This window comes from Streptomyces sp. NPDC053755 (assembly GCF_040677675.1).
Classification (GTDB): Bacteria; Actinomycetota; Actinomycetes; order Streptomycetales; family Streptomycetaceae; genus Streptomyces.
Window position 1 is genome coordinate 12155 of the sequence record NZ_JBFASK010000042.1, and the last position, 17615, is coordinate 29769.

At 70.3% G+C, this 17615-nt stretch carries 15 protein-coding genes; 8 read left to right on the forward strand and 7 right to left on the reverse strand.

What is annotated here, in order from left to right:
* Positions 1 to 133: 133 nt before the first annotated feature.
* The 6 genes from eccCa (at position 134) to AB0K65_RS28545 (ending at position 8413) form a co-directional block, all read left to right on the forward strand.
* The gene (eccCa, locus tag AB0K65_RS28520) at positions 134 to 4087 is read left to right on the forward strand and encodes a type VII secretion protein EccCa (RefSeq protein ID WP_365721467.1); all 3954 of its coding nucleotides are present in this window, start codon (positions 134 to 136) and stop codon (positions 4085 to 4087) included.
* Positions 4088 to 4189: 102 nt separating this feature from the next.
* Positions 4190 to 4618, forward strand: a complete 429-nt coding sequence (locus AB0K65_RS28525) for a hypothetical protein (RefSeq protein WP_365721469.1) — start codon at positions 4190 to 4192, stop codon at positions 4616 to 4618.
* 31 nt (positions 4619 to 4649) lie between these two features.
* Positions 4650 to 6785 carry a hypothetical protein gene (locus AB0K65_RS28530; RefSeq protein WP_365721471.1) on the forward strand — a complete coding sequence of 712 codons (2136 nt, stop codon included), beginning with the start codon at positions 4650 to 4652 and terminating at the stop codon, positions 6783 to 6785.
* A gap of 49 nt (positions 6786 to 6834) precedes the next feature.
* The gene (locus tag AB0K65_RS28535; protein WP_365721473.1) at positions 6835 to 7440 is read left to right on the forward strand and encodes a hypothetical protein; all 606 of its coding nucleotides are present in this window, start codon (positions 6835 to 6837) and stop codon (positions 7438 to 7440) included.
* Positions 7437 to 8099: a hypothetical protein gene (locus tag AB0K65_RS28540; RefSeq protein WP_365721475.1), complete on the forward strand. Its 663-nt coding sequence runs from the start codon at positions 7437 to 7439 to the stop codon at positions 8097 to 8099. Before AB0K65_RS28535 ends, AB0K65_RS28540 begins: the two co-directional genes overlap by 4 nt.
* 80 nt (positions 8100 to 8179) lie before the next feature.
* On the forward strand, positions 8180 to 8413 hold the full coding sequence (locus AB0K65_RS28545) for a DUF397 domain-containing protein (RefSeq protein ID WP_365721477.1): 234 nt from the start codon (positions 8180 to 8182) through the stop codon (positions 8411 to 8413).
* 94 nt (positions 8414 to 8507) lie between these two features.
* On the opposite strand, the gene AB0K65_RS28550 is transcribed toward AB0K65_RS28545, so the two are convergent.
* The 7 genes from AB0K65_RS28550 to eccB form a co-directional block, all read right to left on the reverse strand.
* A complete protein-coding gene (locus tag AB0K65_RS28550; RefSeq protein ID WP_365721479.1) occupies positions 8508 to 8816 on the reverse strand; it encodes a WXG100 family type VII secretion target in 309 nt (102 codons plus the stop codon).
* A 19-nt stretch (positions 8817 to 8835) separates the two neighbouring features.
* A complete protein-coding gene (locus tag AB0K65_RS28555) occupies positions 8836 to 9162 on the reverse strand; it encodes a hypothetical protein (protein ID WP_365721481.1) in 327 nt (108 codons plus the stop codon).
* Positions 9163 to 9211: 49 nt separating this feature from the next.
* Positions 9212 to 10435, reverse strand: a complete 1224-nt coding sequence (locus AB0K65_RS28560) for a S8 family serine peptidase (RefSeq protein ID WP_365721483.1) — start codon at positions 10433 to 10435, stop codon at positions 9212 to 9214.
* Between the two features lie 13 nt (positions 10436 to 10448).
* A complete protein-coding gene (locus tag AB0K65_RS28565; protein ID WP_365721485.1) occupies positions 10449 to 11807 on the reverse strand; it encodes a hypothetical protein in 1359 nt (452 codons plus the stop codon).
* 18 nt (positions 11808 to 11825) lie between these two features.
* Positions 11826 to 12284, reverse strand: coding sequence for a hypothetical protein (locus AB0K65_RS28570; RefSeq protein ID WP_365721487.1), 459 nt, complete (start codon positions 12282 to 12284; stop codon positions 11826 to 11828).
* Between the two features lie 92 nt (positions 12285 to 12376).
* Positions 12377 to 13627, reverse strand: coding sequence for a type VII secretion-associated serine protease mycosin (mycP, locus tag AB0K65_RS28575; RefSeq protein WP_365721489.1), 1251 nt, complete (start codon positions 13625 to 13627; stop codon positions 12377 to 12379).
* 13 nt (positions 13628 to 13640) lie between these two features.
* Positions 13641 to 15197 (reverse strand): type VII secretion protein EccB, encoded by a 1557-nt coding sequence (gene eccB / locus AB0K65_RS28580; protein ID WP_365721491.1) that lies wholly within the window; start codon positions 15195 to 15197, stop codon positions 13641 to 13643.
* 190 nt (positions 15198 to 15387) lie between these two features.
* On the opposite strand from eccB, the gene eccE reads away from it, so the two are divergent.
* Positions 15388 to 16704 (forward strand): type VII secretion protein EccE, encoded by a 1317-nt coding sequence (eccE, locus tag AB0K65_RS28585; protein ID WP_365721514.1) that lies wholly within the window; start codon positions 15388 to 15390, stop codon positions 16702 to 16704.
* Positions 16704 to 17540, forward strand: coding sequence for a hypothetical protein (locus AB0K65_RS28590; RefSeq protein WP_365721493.1), 837 nt, complete (start codon positions 16704 to 16706; stop codon positions 17538 to 17540). Before eccE ends, AB0K65_RS28590 begins: the two co-directional genes overlap by 1 nt.
* The last annotated feature ends 75 nt before the right edge of the window (positions 17541 to 17615 follow it).

Consider the following 17615-nt stretch of genomic DNA (forward strand, 5'->3'; position numbering starts at 1 on the left):
TACCGGGGACGGGTGTCGGTCGCTGCACGTAGGATCGCGTCCCTGGGGGGATCCATGGACCAGTGCTTTCGACGGGGGCGCCGGTGCGGAACTCCCGCACGAAGTCGGCCCGTAACGAGGGATTGATGCGCCGGTGAGCCAGATCGTCGTCAAACGCCCGCCGAGGTCCCTTCCTCCGGAAGTGCCCAGCGAGGAACTGGTCCTGGAGCCTCCGCCCGAGCTGCCGAGAGGTCAGCAGGAGGGCATGTTGATGCAGCTCCTGCCCATGCTCGGCATGGGGTCGTCGGTGGTGTTCTTCTTCATGCCGGGCGCTCATCCGTTCATGCGCATCATGGGCATCCTGATGCTGGTCTCGACGGTCGGCATGGTGATCGCCCAGCTGGTGCGCTTCCGTCGGGGTACGCAGGGGCAAATTGCCGATGTCCGGCGCGACTACCTCAAATACCTCGCGCAGACCCGGCGGACGGTCCGGCGCACGGCGCGTAAGCAGCGCGACGCGCAGCTGTATCTGCACCCCTCCCCCGAGCAGTTGTGGTCGGTGGTCGCCGAGGGCTCGCGGGTCTGGGAACGCCGGGTCGGCGACACCGACTTCGGGCAGGTGCGCGTCGGGCTCGGCGCGCAGCAGCTGGCGACGCCGCTGGCCGCGCCCGACACCGCTCCGGTCGACGAGCTGGAGCCGCTGTGCGCCGGTGCGATGCAGCAGTTCCTGGCCGTGCACGGGTCGTTGGACGGGCTGCCGATGGCGGTCTCGATGCGCGCCTTCTACCACGTGACGATCTCCGGTGAGCCGGAGGCGGCCCAGGCCGCGGCGCGCGCTCTGGTCTCCCAGCTCGTGACGCTGCACTCCCCCGACGACATGATGCTCGCGGTGGTCGCGGCGCGGGGCGCGCAGGAACGCTGGGACTGGACGAAGTGGCTGCCGCACGCGCAGGTGCTCGGGCAGGTCGACGGGGCGGGCAGCAGGCGGCTGTTCGGTGACGACCTCGGCGAGCTGGAGCAGTGGCTCCGCCCCCGGGTCGACGGGCGTCCGCGGTTCAGCCGCGACAGCCAGCCGGTGCTGGACCAGCCGCACGTCGTGGTGGTGCTGGACGGCGGGATGGTGCCGCCGGACTCGCTCTTCGCGGCCCCGGAGGGCGTGCAGGGCGTGACCATCGTCGAGGTGGTCTCCGGTGAACTCGACGAGCCGCGCGGTGGCCTGTCGGTGGTGGTGCGGCCGGGGCGGCTGCGTCTGGAATCGGGCGGCGGTTTCGCCTACGAGGGCGTGCCGGACGGGATCTCGCTGCCGGCCGCCGAGGCGCTGGCGCGGCAGCTGGCGCCGCTGCGGATGGGCGGCGGGGACGACGACGAACCGCTGCTGGCCAACCTGGACTTCACGGACCTGCTGAACCTCGGCGACGCCGCGTCGGTGGACGTGGCGCGCACCTGGCGGCCGCGTTCGGTGGCCGAGCGGCTGCGGGTGCCGATCGGTGTGGGCGAGGCCGGCGAGCCGGTCATGCTCGACCTGAAGGAGGCCGCGCAGGAGGGTATGGGCCCGCACGGGCTGTGCGTGGGCGCGACCGGCTCCGGCAAGTCGGAGCTGCTGCGCACCCTGGTCCTCGGTCTGGCGGTGACGCACTCCTCGGAGACGCTGAACTTCGTCCTCGCGGACTTCAAGGGTGGTGCCACCTTCGCCGGCATGTCGCAGATGCCGCACGTCGCGGCCGTCATCACCAACCTCGCCGACGACCTCACGCTGGTCGACCGCATGGGCGACGCGATCCGCGGTGAGCTCCAGCGCCGACAGGAACTGCTGCGCTCGGCGGGCAACTACGCCAACATCCACGACTACGAGAAGGCCAGGGCGGCCGGCGCGCCGCTCGAACCGCTGGCGTCGCTGGTCCTGGTGATCGACGAGTTCTCCGAGCTGCTGACCGCCAAGCCGGACTTCATCGACATGTTCATCCAGATCGGCCGCATCGGCCGCTCCCTGGGTGTGCACCTGCTGCTCGCCTCGCAGCGACTGGAGGAGGGCAAGCTCCGCGGCCTCGACACGTACCTCTCGTACCGGATCGGTCTGCGGACGTTCTCGGCGGCCGAGTCGAGGACGGCCATCGGTGTCCCGGACGCCTACCACCTGCCGTCGGTGCCCGGTTCGGGATACCTGAAGTTCGGCACGGACGAGATGACCCGCTTCAAGGCGGCGTACGTCTCCGGCACGTACCGCACCGGCGGGCCCCGGCTGACGGCCGGGCAGCTGCCGATCGAGCGGCGGCCCGCGCTCTTCACGGCGACCCCGGTGCCGGTGGTGTACGCGGCGCCGGACCCGGCGTACCTGACGGCCCGGCGCGAGGAGGAGGACGACGCGCTCGCGGACACCGTCCTCGACGTCATCGTGCGCCGCCTGGAGGGACAGGGCGTGCCCGCCCACCAGGTGTGGCTGCCGCCGCTGGACCAGGCGCCGTCGCTCGACCAGCTGCTGCCGGGGCTCGCGCAGACCGCGGACCGGGGGCTGACGGCCACCGAGTACACGCGCCCCGGCGGGCTGACCGTGCCGCTGGGCCTGATCGACAAGCCCTTCGAGCAGCGGCGCGAGGTGCTCTACCGGGACTTCTCCGGCGCGGCCGGTCACATGATGGTCGTCGGCGGCCCGCAGTCCGGCAAGTCGACGCTGATGCGGACGCTGATCTCCTCGTTCGCGCTCACCCACACCCCGCAAGAGGTGCAGTTCTACGCGCTGGACTTCGGCGGTGGCGGCATGGTGTCGCTGGCCGACCTGCCGCACGTCGGCGGGGTCGCGTCCCGGCTGGACCCCGAGCGGGTGCGGCGGACGGTCGCGGAGGTCCTGGGCGTGCTGAACCGGCGCGAGGAGTTCTTCCGGGCGCACTCCATCGACTCGATCACCACCTACCGCCGCAAGCGGGCCGCGGGTGAACTGCCGGGCGAGGCCTGGGGAGACGTCTTCCTCGTCATCGACGGCTGGGGCGGCTTCCGCAACGAGTACGACATGCTCGAGGGAGTCGTCTCCGACATCGCCGCGCGCGGTCTCGGCTACGGCATCCACGTCGTCATCACCGCCGCCCGCTACATGGAGGTCCGCGCCGCCATCAAGGACCAGATGCTGAGCCGTCTGGAACTGCGCCTCGGTGACGTCATGGACTCGGAGTTCGACCGGAAGGTCGCGGCCAACGTTCCCACCGGGGTGCCCGGCCGCGGGCAGGTGCCGGAGAAGCTGCACTTCATGGGCGGGCTGCCGCGCATCGACGGGTCGGGATCCGCCGGGGACCTCGCGGAGGGCACGGCGGCCTTCGTGGAGGCCGTGCGCACCGCCTGGAACGGTCCGGCCGCGCCCGGTGTGCGGCTGCTGCCGCACAAGGTGCCCGCGGACCAGCTGCCGAAGGGCTTCGAGTTCCCGCAGCACGGCGTCGCGATCGGCATCGACGAGACGCGGCTGGAGCCGGTGTTCGTCAACTTCGACACGGATCCGTTCTTCCTGATCTTCGGCGAGAGCGAGTCCGGCAAGACGAACCTGCTGCGCCTGATCGCGAAGCAGATCGCGGAGCGGTACTCCCCCGACGAGGCGAAGTTCGTCGTCGGCGACTACCGCCGCGCGCTGCTCGGCGCGCTGCCGGAGGAGCACCTCCTTGAGTACGCGCCGATGGCGAGCTCGATGCAGATGCACATGGAGGCCCTGGCGGGCGTGTTCTCGCGCCGCCAGCCGCCGCAGGACGTGACCCCGCAGCAGCTGCGGGACCGCAGCTGGTGGTCGGGGCCGCAGGTCTTCATCATCGTGGACGACTACGACCTGGTGGCGACGAGCTCCGGCAATCCGCTGGCGGCGCTGGCGGAGTACCTGCCCTTCGCCCGTGACACGGGCGTCCGTTTCATCATCGCGCGCAACACGGCGGGCGCCTCGCGCTCCATGTACGAGGCGTTCATGCAGCGCATCAAGGAGCTCGGCGCCCAGGGTGTCGTCCTGTCCGGCGACCCGAACGAGGGCGATCTGCTCGGCAACGCGCGTCCGCGTCCGCTGCCGGCGGGACGCGGGTACTTCGTGTCGCGCCGGGGCGCCGCGTCGCTGGTGCAGACCGGCCGGATGCCGGGGATGTGAGGCCGCCGGTCAGGTTGTCGACGGACATGGAGTACTGCATGGACGTGGGCACTTCGAAACTGCAAACATCGCCGTAATCCAGATCCAGCGAGGGGGAGTCGAATGTCGTTCCAAGACGAGTGGGCCCAGGACAAGAGCGCCGCGATCGAGCGCCAGTCGTCGAGCATGCAGCTCAACCAGGTCCCCGCCGACCAGGGCGGCGGCCCGGGCAGCCCGGACCTGGCGACCACGCCGGAACGGAAGAAGAAGGCCGCCAACACCATCGAGAACCACATCCAGCCGGACGTGAAGTCGGCCGCCGACGCCGCCGACGAGGGCACCAACGGCGCCGTCACCGAATTCAAGGGCTGGGACACGGCCGCCGGCCTGAAGAAGGCCCACGAGCACTGGGACAGCCAGGTGAAGCGGCTGATGGCGCGGCTGGACTCGGAGAAGGTCGCCTTGCGGAACACGTCGACGCTGTTCCGCAGCAACGACATCGTGACGGGGGCGGGCTTCGCCCCGGCGCAGTCCAAGGTTTCGGGAATCTAGGGGGAACGCGGTGCCGACGTACCAGGAGATCATGCAGACCTCCTTGACCAAGCTGAACACCGCCGCCGACGGCTGGAAGAGCATGGCGGAGAAGTTCAAGAAGGTCGAGGACCTGTACGAGAAGGAGGTCCAGAGCATCGCGGCGGGCGGGCCGCTCTGGACGGGCCACAGCCAGGCTGTCGGCTTGAACAACTTCAACATCACCCGCAGCGAGCTGGACTCGGCGCAGAAGGAAGCGCTGGCCATGGAGTCGCTGCTGCGGGACGCCCACAACACCTTCACCGAGCTCAAGGGCCGGGTGAAGGCGGCCGTCGACGAGGCCGTCGCGGCGGGCATGAAGGTCTCCGAGTCCGGCAGCGCGAGCTACGACTTCAGCAAGGTCAGCGCCAAGGAGGCCTACACCATCCGCCACGACCCCGACCTGCGTGAGGTCGAGATGTCGTACACGCGGAAGATCAACGACGCGGTGAAGGCGGTCACGGACTTCGACGCGGACGTCAAGGTCGCCCTGATGAACGCGTCGGGCGCGGACGGCACGGCGCCCCTGGGCTTCAACTCCAAGCCGGTCGGCGACGTGGAGGCCGTGGAGGCGCTGGCGCTCTCGGAGAAGGTCCGCGAGGGCAAGGCGTCGAAGCAGGAGCTGGAGCACTACCGGGACCTGCTGAAGGACAACTCGGACGACAAGCACTTCAGTGAGGCGTATCTGAACGCCCTGGGGGCCAAGGACACGCTGAAGATCGCTGACGAGATGAGCCTTGCGGCGGCCGAGCGGGGGATCTCGGACGCGGACAAGAAGCTCTACAACTCGATCAACGCCGGTCTGGCCGACACGATCGCCTCCGGCACGAAGGACCCGAACAGCCCCGCGTACCGGCCGTTCGTCGACGGGCTCAAGGCCATCGGCGACGACAACATCACGGGCAACCTGAGGCCGTCGCACGGGTACCAGCACCTGGTCACGCTGATGTCGCAGGGGAAGGGGGACTACGGCAAGGAGTTCCTCAACGAGATCGGCAGCGACATGATCAAGGTCGAGAAGGACAGGGAGAACATCTGGGCGCACCACTTCGACGGCCAGCGTCCGAACCTCATGCACGACCCCGTGGACGGCCTGCTCAAGATCATGAGCCGGGATCCGGGGGACGCGGAGTACTTCCTGGACCCGAAGGCGCCGGGCAACGGCAACAACCACCTGGAGTACCTGCTCACCGACCGCAAGTGGGTCGACCCGTGGATGTCGGCCCCGGGCCATGTCACGGAGCTGCCGAACCCGACCAAGGCGGAGGGCCTCGGCGCGGCCATCCAGGCGGCGGCGACCGGGCACGCCCCGGGCGAGAAGCTCGGGGACGTGGGGGCGCACACCGAGGGCCAGGCACGCGTGATGCACAACGCGGTCGCGTTCCTCGACAAGGACAGCGGCGGGGCCGAGTTCCCCGAGGACCTGAAGAACCTCCAGAAGCCCATGGCGCACGCCCTGGCGGACTACGTCAACGACACCCATGTGATCCTCAACGGCGAGAACCCCGAGTACGGCCTGAGCAGGGGCAAGGACGACATCATCGGGTCCGGCGACAACTCCCACATGGCGGTTTCGCAGGGAAGCCTCATCCGCGTGATGCGCGGCATCGCGGACGACCCGGAGTCCTTCGCCCTGATCTACGAAGCGGAGCGGTCCTTCTCCGCCAAGGAGCTCGCCGACGCTCCCGCGTACACGGGTGACCCCACGCACGGCCAGAGCTCGGACTGGGACCACCGGTCGAAGCACGTCGGCGCCGCGCTGGGCGCCCTCAACGGCATCGGCGCCGATGTCTACCTCGACAAGGAGGACGACAAGGTCAAGTGGGCCGAGTCGACCGCGGAGTACTCGGCGAACGGCGTCAACAGCATCGTCGGCGAGATCCCCTTCGCGGGCTCGGCCGCCGGAGCCATCGTCGACACCGCCAAGTTCGAGTGGGTCAAGGATGTCACCGACGCCGCCGAGGAACAGGGCGACAAGGAATCCAGCGAGAACTACTCGGCCGGCAAGGACGGCACCAACGACCTCATCCAGGCGTGGGGGAAGCAGGAAGGAATTTCGGACAGTGGTGCGTTCAGCTCGGCGAAGGATGCTGCGAACGGTGGATACGAGGACGGCCGCAGCACGGCGGCAGGGCACCTGGGGAACTAGCGGGCCGCGCTCCTTCCGACGCTTCGCGGCGGCCGCGGCGCTCCCGCTCATGCTGGTCGCGACGTCGTGCTCGGACGAGACCCCGAAGGCGGCGGCCGACCGCGTCTGCGCCATCGCTCCGGGTTCCGCCGAGGACAAGCTGCTGCGTCAGGTGATGAGGGCGGAGACCTTCTCGACCGACGTCGGCAGCAGGGACTCTCGCTTCGTCGAGAAGATGCAGGACGCCCTGCGCTCGAACCCGGAGTACCGGACCGGCCAGTGCGAGTTCCATCCCAACGGCAAGGAGGGGAACGGCCAGGCCACCATCGACTACGGCTGGTCGCCGGTCGCCGACGCGGACAAGGTCCCGGGGGCGGATACCCGCCGGTACGAGCTGAACGGAGCGAAGGGGACGTCCGACGACGTCATGACCCATCTCTACGTTCCCTGCGACCTGCCCGGCGAGCTCAAGCCCCAGTCCAGGAAGGTGCTCCTGCACGCGAACGCCGCGTTCACCGTGAACCTGGGTGCGGTGAAGGACCACGGCACCCAGGACGAGCAGATGTCGTTCCTCTACTCCATGGCGCGCAAGGCCGCCGACGTCCTCGGCTGTGAGAACAAGCCGCTGGCGGGCGACCCGGTCGTCAAGCCCCTCACCGGAAGCACCTCCTCATGAGGCGTAGCAAGCCCACTGCCGCCGGCGCCGTGAGCGCCGTCCTCCTCGCAGCCCTGGTCGGCTGCGGAAGCGAGGACACGGGTGCCGGGGGCGGTGGGTCCCTGAGCGTCGACCGGCTGGTCACGCTCGCGGAGGAGGTCGGGAAGGACGGGTCCGAGACGTGTCCCCTCCCGTACGACGCCGGCAAGGCGACGGAGGCGGCGAAGGTCGAAGAGGCCGTCGAGCCGGGCGCGGCGGGGGCGGAGGCGGGCGAGCCCGTCGCCACGGCCGAGGGCGGAAGGACGACGGATCCCGGCTCCCCGTGGTCGGGGAAGCCCGGTGCGCTCGTCACCTGCTCGTACCACGTGGGTGGGGACGACCTGGAGGTGCACACCGCCGGTACGGAGGCGGGGAAGAGCGTCTTCGTACTGGCCCCGGTCATGCAGCAGGCCGGCGGCATGAGCATCGACGAGCTGAAGCCGTACACCGAGAAGGCTGCGAAGGCGAAGCCCGGACAGCCGGTACAGAGCGAGGGTGGCACCGTCGTGACCGTCCCGCTCGACCCGGGTGGCACGGGTGACGTCACCCTGGTCCTGACCGTCGGCGACTCGGGCAAGAGCTCGCTCAAGCCCGAGCAGGTCCTGGAGCTGGCCCGCACCTTCGCCGCGCAGGCGAAGTGAATCTGTTCGTCCGTCTGACAGCGGCCTGCCCGGGCCCCGATCATTGACCCGCAACGACGTTGATGAAGGAGTACGGCCTGATGGGCACTCAGCAGGAGAAGGACGAGCTGTACGCGCTCGACATCAGTGACGTGGAGTGGCTGGGCGCCCCCGGCACCAGCCCCGACGAGGAGCGCGTGGAGATCGCCCACCTGCCGGGTGGGGCGGTCGCGATGCGCTCCTCCCTCGATCCCGACACGGTGCTGCGCTACACCGAGGCCGAGTGGACCGCGTTCGTCCTGGGTGCCAGGGACGGCGAGTTCGACCTGAAGTAGGCCGGCCGGTCAGGCCGGAGACACGCGGAAGGGGCCCGTTCCCGGAGGAACGGGCCCCTTCCGCTACGTCAGCGAGACCGAGACCGGTGGGGGATCAGTAGGACTCGGTGAACAGCCGCGACGCCTTGATGTCCGTGGCGCGGTAGCTGTCCTTGCCCTGCTCGATCTGCTTGGCGACGAGCTCGAGGCGGTCCTTCATATCCTCGGCGCGCTTCTTGTACTTGCCCTGGAGGATGACGTACTCGCGGTGCGCGTCACCGTCCCAGGTGTCGGTGACGACCCGGAGAGCGGCGTTCATCTCCTCCAGGTCCTTGATGATGTTCTTCGAGACGGTGCGGAGGCGGTTGGCCATCTCCTGGACGCTCTCGTACTTGACCTTGGTGTTCTGATCGATGCCGGACATCGTGGTGCTCTCCTCGGACTCAGACGTTGTTCAGCGCGGAATTGTTGGCCTTGAGGGTCTGGAACACCTCGTGGTCGTTGGCGTTGCTGAGGTTCTTCGTCTCGCCCACCGCGTTGAGCAGCACGTTGAGCAGCCGGCGGATGGTGTCGTGGTCCTCGTTCAGGGTCGACTGGGCCGTCTTGAAGCCCGCCGCGCCCGCACCCGTCCAGCCCGCGCTGACGGTCTCGAGGATGTTGGCCATCTCGCGGGCCTGCTTGGAGACCTCTTCACCCGTCTGCATGATCTTGTTCTTGGCCTGGGTTACCGGATCGTCGGCAAGTCCGAACCCACCTGCGGGCGTGCTCATGTGCTGCTCCTCATTGTCGGATGAAGTTCTTCATGCGCGTTGCTCGTAGCTACGCTCTCCTGTTGCGTATACCTGCCGCCACGACGACGCCGAGGACGGCGACGACCGCGACGGCACTCGCGGCGATGCCCCAGAGCGGGAATCCGCTCTCTTCGGGCCGGGCCGCCGACTCAGGCGTGTTCGGAGCCTGGGTCTGCCCGTTGCCGCTTGCCCCCGTGCTGTCAGGAGAGGGGGAAGTCGAGGGTGTGGGTGACTGACGCTTCTGCGCGGCGAGCAGCGGGTTGACGTTCGGGTCACCCGGGTCGCCCTTGCCCTCCAGGAGGACCTGGGCGGGACGGACGGAGCCGTAGCCGATGTACTTGCTGGGCACTTCGCCGACGTGACCGGCGGTCTCCATCATGACGCGGAGGACCTGGTTGGCGGTCCAGTCGGGATGGGCGGACCAGATGAGGGCGGCGGTGCCGGAGGCGATGGCGGTGGCCTGGCTGGTGCCCTGGTGCGCGCAGTACTTGTTCTTGTCGCTGGTACACCGCCCGGGGATCTCGACGCCTGGGGCGGCAAGGGCGAGGTGGGAGCCGTAGTTCGAGAACTTGGCGACCTTGCCCTCGGTGTCGAGCGCACCGACCGCGACGACTCCGGGAATGGCCGCGGGGTACACGGGAATTTCCAGTCCCTCGTTCCCTGCCCCCGCGAAGATCAAAGCGCCCTTCTTGTGGGCATATTCGACGGCCTGTCGCCAACTCTGGGCCTCGTCCTCGTCGGCCGGACCGGCCGACGAGATGTTGATCACGCGAGCCCCGTTGTCGACGGCGTAGCGGATCCCCTTCAGCGTCATGTCGTGCCCGAAGACGACGTAGTCACCCGTCTTCACCGGAAGGATCTTCGCCTCGGGGGCGATTCCCTTCACTCCACCGTCGGTACCGCTGCCCGCGATCGCGATGGCCATATTGGTGCCATGGCGATCGTCGTCCCTCTCGTCGATGCGGCCCGGTCCTCCTCCCGCGTCGGAGAAGTTCCGGCCGGGCAGCACCTTGCCTCGAAGCTCCGACACCGTGGAGTCGACACCCGTGTCGAGGACGGCGACCGTGACGCCCTTGCCCGTGGCCACCTTCCACAGCTCGTCCGCCTTCATCGCGTCGAGGTACCACTGGCGCGACCGCATGTCGTCCGCCAGCGCGGCCGGCGCCGCGACGGTCCACGTCGCGACGACGGCCGTCATCGCGCCGAGCAGACCGACCGCACGGCTGCGGATGACACGGGCAAGCGGGGACATCGGCGAACGACTCCTAGTCGATGACGGGCGGGACGATCTGACGCTGGCCGGGGGCCCACGTCTCCTCGTCCTCGGTCAGATAGTCGGGGCGGCGGCTCGACGCACGCCGCTCCTCCTGACCCGGCTCGGTGGTGCCGGGCGGACGGACGAGGCCGGTGCCGCCGGGGGTGAACGCGGGGCGCCCACTGGCACCGGACGCACCCGGAGCCCCTACGGTTCCACCCGGCTGCACGGCCAGACGGCGGCCGACGGCGTTGCCCGTGCCGCCGCCCGGTGCTCCCTGCATGCCGGCACCGGGGCCGTGCATGCCTCCCGCGCCGCGCGGGAACTGGCCGCCGCGCTCCTCCCCCACGACCGGGCCCATGGGCAGTCGGGGAGGGGTCATGCCGGGGCGACCGGGCACCTGACGGCCGCCCGTGATGCCCTCCGCGCGGGGCGGCGCGCCGAAGGGACTGGTCGGGCCCGTGAGACCAGGACGTGTCAGACCCGTCGGGCCCGTCGGCCCCGGAGTGGCCGGGCGGAGCACCGGGCCACCCGTCGTCTGCGGGCCGACCGGCGGTGCCATGGGCGGCAGGGCCACGGGGGGAGGGCTGTTCGTCGTCACCGGCGGCGTGTTGGGCGGCTGCACCGTGGGGCGGGTCGGCGTTTCCGGCGTGATCGTGACGGAGTCGAGGTTCGTGTCGACCTGGGACTCCGGCGGCAGCGCCACGGGCGGCGTCGGCGGCAGGATCACCGGGTCGGGGAAGTCCTCGGTACGGGCCGGAGACGGCTTGTCCGCGCTGCGCAGGGACGACTCGCCCTGCGCCGTTCGCGTGACGGAAGAAGTGGAGGAGTTCTCGCTGCCTCCGCTTCCCGTCCCGTACTCGTATTCACCCTGCCCGACCCCGGCTTTGATCGGCTTGAACTCCGGCTCCCGCTCCGCCGCCATCCGGTCCCGCGACGCGTCGTAGTACGACGACAGCCGCTCCAGCTGGTGGATCGCCTCCTGGAGCTTCGGCCCGGTCTCCGACTCGAGGCGGGCCTTCTCCTTCTCCGGGTCCGCGAAGCACATGCCCGCCGGCTTGGGCACGGCCGACTTGGCCTCGGACAGCGCCTGCCCGGCCCGCTGCATCTCGCTCGCCACGACGCTGGTGAAGTCACCGAGCACCAGTGTCTCGGCGACCATCCCCGCGCCCCAGGTGCGGAAGGCGGTCCCGCCCTCGCCCTCCCACTGGACACGGCTGATGTACAGCCGCAGGTCGGCGGCGATGTCGAGGATCTTCGGCACCGCTGCCGCCAGTGCCGTGCCGGTGGAGGTGATCTCCTCCGGCTTGGCCGACGCGATCATCGCGTACAGGGCGTCCAGGGACTTCCCCTCGAACTCTCCTGCCATAGTGCTGCAACTCCCCCGTTAGCTGAATCCGCCGGAATCCCCGGTGCCGCCCGCGTCCTTGGCAGGCTGCTGCGGCTTGTCGCCGGCGTGGCCGTCGGTGCCGTTCCGCTTCTCGTACTCGTCCTTGTGACGCTTCTGGATCGCGGCGTAGCGCTCGCGCTCCTCTTCGTCGACCCCCGTGTAGCCCTTGTCGGCGATGTTGGCCGCGATGCCCATCGCCTCCAGCGTCTCCCCGAAGGTCCGCGTCAGCTCCTCCAGCCGCGTCCGGACCTTCTCGTACGCCGTGTGCAGTTCCGTCGCCGCGGCGAAGCCCGTGCCGTAGGACGCCGCCGTGACCTTCTGCTCGCCGATCTTCTTGTGCTCGGCGGGCGAGCCCTTCAGTTCCTCGACGAGCTTCTGCATGCGGGTGTAGAAGCTCTGGAGAGTGACCTCTCCGACTTCCAGCCCCTGCTTGCCGCCCCCGATCGGCGCTTCCACCTCAGTGCCCCCTCGTCACGTGAACTCTTGAACCACTCTAGCCATTTGGTACGACAGTTCCAACTGCAAAGTGCTGTTCGGAGGGACCCGGCTCACCGGGCCGCTCCGTGGCGTCGCCTGCTGTCCCGGAGCACGGTCGCGGTCCCGGCGACCACCGCCACCAGCACGCCGGCGATGCCCAGGGCGTAGGTGGCGAGGCGCTCCGTGCGCTCCTGCGGCGTCTCCGTCAGGGACAGGTGGGCCGGTTCGGGTGCCGGGGGCTTGGGCGGGCCCGGGTCAGCCTTCGGGGCCGCCTGGCGTACGGCGCCGTCGGCGAGGGCGCGGACCGGGTCGACGACGCCCCAACCCACGTGATTGTCACGGCCGTTGATGGACCGTACGGCCGTCTGCTCGATGCGGGCGACGATCTCGGCCGCGGTCCAGTCCTTGTGCTTGGCGCGCAGCAGGGCCGCCACTCCGGCCACGTACGGGGCGGAGAAGCTCGTGCCGTTGTCGACGCACTGGCCCCCGCCGGGGACGGTGGAGACCATGTCGACGCCGGGTGCGGCGACACCGACGAAGCTGCCGGACTGGGAGAACGCGGCCCGTTCGTTGTTGCGGTCGGAGGAGGCGACGGCGAGGACGCCGGGGAAGGCGGCCGGATAGGTGTTCTTGAGTTTGCCGTCCATACCGTCGTTGCCGGCCGAGGCGACGACGACGATCTCCTTCGCCAGCGCGCGGGCGACGGCCTTGGCCATCGAGGAATCGAGGCTCAGCGGCTGGGTGGTGTCCTGCGAGATGTTGATGACGTGGGCGCCCTTGGCGACGGCGTGGTCGATCGCCTGCGCCATCGTGTCGGACTTGCCGCTGTTCTTCTCGTCGTTCTGGCGGATCGGGATGATCGTCGCCTCGGGCGCGAGCCCGACGAAGCCGGTTCCGGCGCGGGGGCGGGCGGCGATGATGCCGGCGACCTTGGTGCCGTGGCCGACCTCGTCGACCGTGCCGTCGGTCTTGCCGCGCTTGTCGTCCCCGGGGCTGGGGTTGTTCTTGTCGGGCTTGAGGTAGTCCTTGCCCGCCTTGGCGTCGACGGCGGGCTTCAGCTGGGGGTTGACGTCGTCGACGCCGGTGTCGATGACCGCGACCCGGATGCCCTTGCCCTTGGTGTCCTGCCACAGCTCGTCGAGGAGCACGCGCTGGAGCGACCAGGGGATGCCCTCGATCTGCTTCTTCATGGGGAAGGTGCACTCGCCGCTGCCGTCGAGCCGGGGACCACCGGCACTGTCGGTCGCGTGCGCGGCGGGAGGCAGCGCCAGCAGGCACGTCAGGGCCGTGGCGGTGAGAAGGGCCGCCTTCCGGTACGTCACCACTGCCACTCCCCTACGAACCCTGCGGCTGACGGGCGCTGTTGGTGTCGAGTCGCGGCCCCTTGGACAGGAACTCCGACCACACGATCGGGACGAGGACCGGTGTGACCTTCTCGTACCCCAGACGCGTCTGCGCCTCGCTCGGTTCCGGGCGGCCGTCGGTCTGCTTCTGCTGGTCGCCGGTGCCGATGTCGGAGCGGGCGGCGTCGCTGTCGCCGTTCGCCTGGACGGCATAGCGCAGCCCGGTGTCGGTGACGAGGAAGAGGGAGCCGTCGGGCGCGGTCTGGTTGCCCTGGATCTGGGTGTAGAGCAGGCCGCTGCCGGGCGTCACGTACGTGCTGGTGCCGCCGGCGGTGATCTCGGCCGGGTACTTCGTGCCGGCCCAGGTGGTGAGGGTGGTGTTGCCCTTGGCGTCCACGCTGTTGAGCACGCTGCACACGGTGTCGCGGGCGCCCGCGCCGCTGACGGCGTTGACCTGGGTCGACTTGCGGGACGGCCACCGGTACTGCGCGCCGAAGGTGGTGGCGTCCGGGGTGAGGGAGGCGGCGTCGACGGCGGTCGCCTTGCCGTCCATGTCGAGGGTGTCGGTCTGCGGGGAGTTGATGAGCAGCCAGGCGGTGAACTCGGAGACCGGCTGCGCCTTGCCGGCCAGGACCACGTAGTGCTGGGGTCCGGATCCCGTCTGGGCCAGCAGGACCATGCCGACCCGGTCCTCGGTCCTGCTCAGTCCGCCGCCGAGGCCGGCCGGGTCGCCGACCTTGCCGGCGATCTGCGGGAACTCCACGGGGCTGCCGGTGTGCAGGGTGGCGAGCCAGTCGTCGGTGACGGCTTGAGGTTCCTTGCTGAGGCCGACGAGGGCGGTGGTGAGTCCGGCCGACTCGTCGGGCGTTCCGGGCACCAGGTACTTCGTACCGGTGTGGTCGACGAGGTAACGGGCGCTGTCCTTCTGCCCCTTGACGTACATGACCTGACCGTCGGCGAGCTTCTGGCCCTTGCCCTCCGTGCGCGCGAAGTCGCGCTGGGAGAAGACGAAGGTGGCCTTCTGGACGCTGGATCCGGCTCCGCCGCCGGGCTGCTCGCACACGGCCCAGCGCTTGGCCGTACCGGCTTCGCCGGCGGACGGGAGCCGGTCGGGGGCGTAGGGGATGCCGAGGATGGGGCCGCGCGGCGGGTTGCCCTTGTCGAGCGTCTCGTCGTCGACCTGGATGACGGAGAACTTCTGGGGGGTGAGCAGCAGCCGGGCGGAGGCGAGGTTGAGGACGGGGTGGAGCAGCGTCTTCCTGTTCTTTCCCTTGCCGGTGGAGAGGACCACGTAGCGGGTGGTCGACTGCTTGCCCACGATCACCTTGGTGCCGGGCTCGTCCCAGCCCTTGGGCGCCTTGGGGCTGAACATCCCCCAGGCCCCGAAGCCGGCGAGCACGAGCGCGCCGATGACGAGGCCGGGGACGACCGCCCGCAGCGGCCTCGGCGCTCCCTCCTCCGTCCCCGAGGGCGAAGGTTGGAGGAATGCGGCCACCGTGCGCTTCTTCGCAAAGGTGTACGCGTTGAGCTCATCCCGCCGTGATGCCATGAGTCCCCATATTCGTCAGACGCAGTCTTCACACGAGAGCCCGGGGAGCATGGCACCCGGGCTCCGGCTGTCGGACCGGCCCCCTACTATGCCTGCTGTCCGGTCGCGCTTGTGGGGCGGGTAGGGTGATCCAGCCGCCAAAGCCCTGGCGGGCCAGGGTGATCGGGACGAATTGGGGGGATTCTCCATGATGGCATCCGCGACGCGGACGCGGCACGCGGCGGCCGCGCCCTCCTCCGCCGCCCCGGGGAACACACCGGGCGGAGCCCCCGCCGCCGCGCCGGTGTCGCCACGGCTCCAGGCACGTCCCGGACACTTCGGATCGTTCCGATTGCAACAGCTCGTACTGATCGAGATCGCGGCCGCGCTGCTGCTCGTGGCGTGGGTCGTGGAGCCGTTGCTGCTGGTCCCCGCGGGTGTGGTCGCCGCGCTGCTCGTGCTGCTCGCGGTGGTGCGCAGGCACCGCCGTTCGATGCCGGAGTGGCTCGGCACCTTCCTCGCCCTGCGCGCGCGGACCCGGCGGGCGGCCTCGCTCGTCCTGCCCGAGGGCACGGAGCCGGGGCTCGCGCCGGTGGTGGAGTGCGATCCCGCGCTGCGGACGTACGCGTACGGCGACCGTGACAGGCGGCCGGTCGGCCTGATCGGTGACGGCACGTTCCTCACGGTGGTGGTACGGGTCGAGTCGGAGGCCACGGCGCTGCGCCCGGACCGCTCGGCGAGGCCCCTGCCCGTCGCGCTGGTACGGGACGTGCTGGAGGTGGACGGCATCCGGCTGGAGTCGGCGCAGATCGTGCAGCACACGCAGCCGGCTCCCGCCCCTCATCTGCCCGCGCAGTCGATGGCGGCGCGCAACTACGGTCCGCTGCAGGCGCAGACGGGCTCCCCGGCGCTGCGGATCACCTGGGTCGCGCTGAAGCTCGACCCCGAGCTGTGCCCGGAGGCGGTCGCCGCGCGCGGTGGCGGCCTGGAGGGCGCGCAGAAGTGCGTGGTGCGGGCGGCGGACCAGCTGGCGAGCCGGCTGGCCGGCGCGGGGTTCAAGGCGACGGTGCTCACCGAGCAGGAGCTGACGGCGGCGATCGCCACGTCCACGTGCGCGAGCCCGATGGCCATCGCGCAGGCCGGCCGGGGGCAGGCGCAGGCGCGCCGGACCCAGGAGACGGCCCGGACCTGGCGGGTGGACGACCGGCGGCACACGACGTACTGGGTGGGGCGCTGGCCCCAGCTGGGCGGCGGGGGCGCGGGCGCCTCGATGCCGCAGCTGGTCGCCCTGCTGACCTCGCTTCCGGCGCTGGCGACGACGTTCAGCCTGACGCTGAGCGGGGGTGACCGTCAGGAGGTGACGGTCACCGGGCACGTACGGATCACCGGGCGCAGCGACGAGGAACTGGTGGCCGCCCGGCACGAACTGGAGCGCGCGGCACGCGGGGTGCGGACCGGCCTGGTGCGGCTCGACCGCGAACAGGTGCCGGGCATGCTGGCCTCGCTGCCGCTGGGGGGTGCGCGCTGATGTCCTTCTCTTCTTCTCCTTCCTCTCCTTCTCCCTTCTCTTCCTCCTCGCCGGCCGGCGCGGGCAGGGGTACGCGCCCGGACGCGGGTGGCGGCAGACAGGGCGGGACCGGCCGGGGTGCGGGCAGGGCCGCCAGGCCCCGGTTCGGCTTCGGGCTCATCGGGCCGCGCCGCGACCGCCACGCGGTCCCGCTGGAACAACTGGGCGCCCTGGGCCTGCCGGTCGGCGACGACGGCATGGTCATCGGTGTGGACGCCGAGGGCCGGCCCGCCGTGCTGGGCATCAACCGCCCCACTCCGTACGACGTGACGCTCATCGGCGGCCTGTGGACGGCGCAGGTGATGGCGCTGCGCGCCGCCGCGACGGGGGCGCGGATCGCCGTGGAGACCGGCCGGGCGCCCGCCTGGACGGCGCTGGCCCAGGCCGCGGGCGGCGGGCAGCCGTGCATCACCCTCCACGACGTCGGGCGGGTCCCGCCGCAGGGTGCCTCGGCCGGCAGTCCGGTGGTCGTCGTGCGGGACTGCGGGATGCGGCCGCCGCGCGGGCGGGTCGTGTCGGGGCCCTGGCAGTCGGTGGTGACGCTGCTGCCCTACCTGAGCCCGGTGGCACCGCGGTTGCTGGAGAAGTCCTCGCTCGTCGGTGTGCAGCGGGTGTCTCCGGACGAGGCCACGCAGATCGGCCGCATCATGGGGATCCCGCGCGCGGAGTCGGAGGCGTTGTCGACGCTCGCCGACGGAGTGACCCTCTGGTGCACGCCGGGCGACCGGCAGTTCGTCATGACGCAGGCGACGGATGCCGAGACCGGATTGTTGGGCAGCGCCCGGCGCATGGACTGATCCTCGACGACTTTTCAGGTACGTCCCTTTATGTACCGATGTGCAGTGCCGTGCGATCACCTCACGGTTCACTCT

What these genes read in the sequence shown, in the direction of transcription:
- AB0K65_RS28525 (WP_365721469.1), top strand. Translation starts at nt 4,190, where the DNA reads ATGTCGTTCCAAGACGAGTGGGCCCAGGACAAGAGCGCCGCGATCGAG.
- AB0K65_RS28530 (WP_365721471.1), top strand. Translation starts at nt 4,650, where the DNA reads ATGCAGACCTCCTTGACCAAGCTGAACACCGCCGCCGACGGCTGGAAG.
- AB0K65_RS28535 (WP_365721473.1), top strand. Translation starts at nt 6,835, where the DNA reads ATGCTGGTCGCGACGTCGTGCTCGGACGAGACCCCGAAGGCGGCGGCC.
- AB0K65_RS28540 (WP_365721475.1), top strand. Translation starts at nt 7,437, where the DNA reads ATGAGGCGTAGCAAGCCCACTGCCGCCGGCGCCGTGAGCGCCGTCCTC.
- AB0K65_RS28545 (WP_365721477.1), top strand. Translation starts at nt 8,180, where the DNA reads ATGGGCACTCAGCAGGAGAAGGACGAGCTGTACGCGCTCGACATCAGT.
- AB0K65_RS28550 (WP_365721479.1), bottom strand. Translation starts at nt 8,816, where the DNA reads ATGTCCGGCATCGATCAGAACACCAAGGTCAAGTACGAGAGCGTCCAG.
- AB0K65_RS28555 (WP_365721481.1), bottom strand. Translation starts at nt 9,162, where the DNA reads ATGAGCACGCCCGCAGGTGGGTTCGGACTTGCCGACGATCCGGTAACC.
- AB0K65_RS28560 (WP_365721483.1), bottom strand. Translation starts at nt 10,435, where the DNA reads ATGTCCCCGCTTGCCCGTGTCATCCGCAGCCGTGCGGTCGGTCTGCTC.
- AB0K65_RS28565 (WP_365721485.1), bottom strand. Translation starts at nt 11,807, where the DNA reads ATGGCAGGAGAGTTCGAGGGGAAGTCCCTGGACGCCCTGTACGCGATG.
- eccB (WP_365721491.1), bottom strand. Translation starts at nt 15,197, where the DNA reads ATGGCATCACGGCGGGATGAGCTCAACGCGTACACCTTTGCGAAGAAG.
- eccE (WP_365721514.1), top strand. Translation starts at nt 15,388, where the DNA reads ATGGCATCCGCGACGCGGACGCGGCACGCGGCGGCCGCGCCCTCCTCC.
- AB0K65_RS28590 (WP_365721493.1), top strand. Translation starts at nt 16,704, where the DNA reads ATGTCCTTCTCTTCTTCTCCTTCCTCTCCTTCTCCCTTCTCTTCCTCC.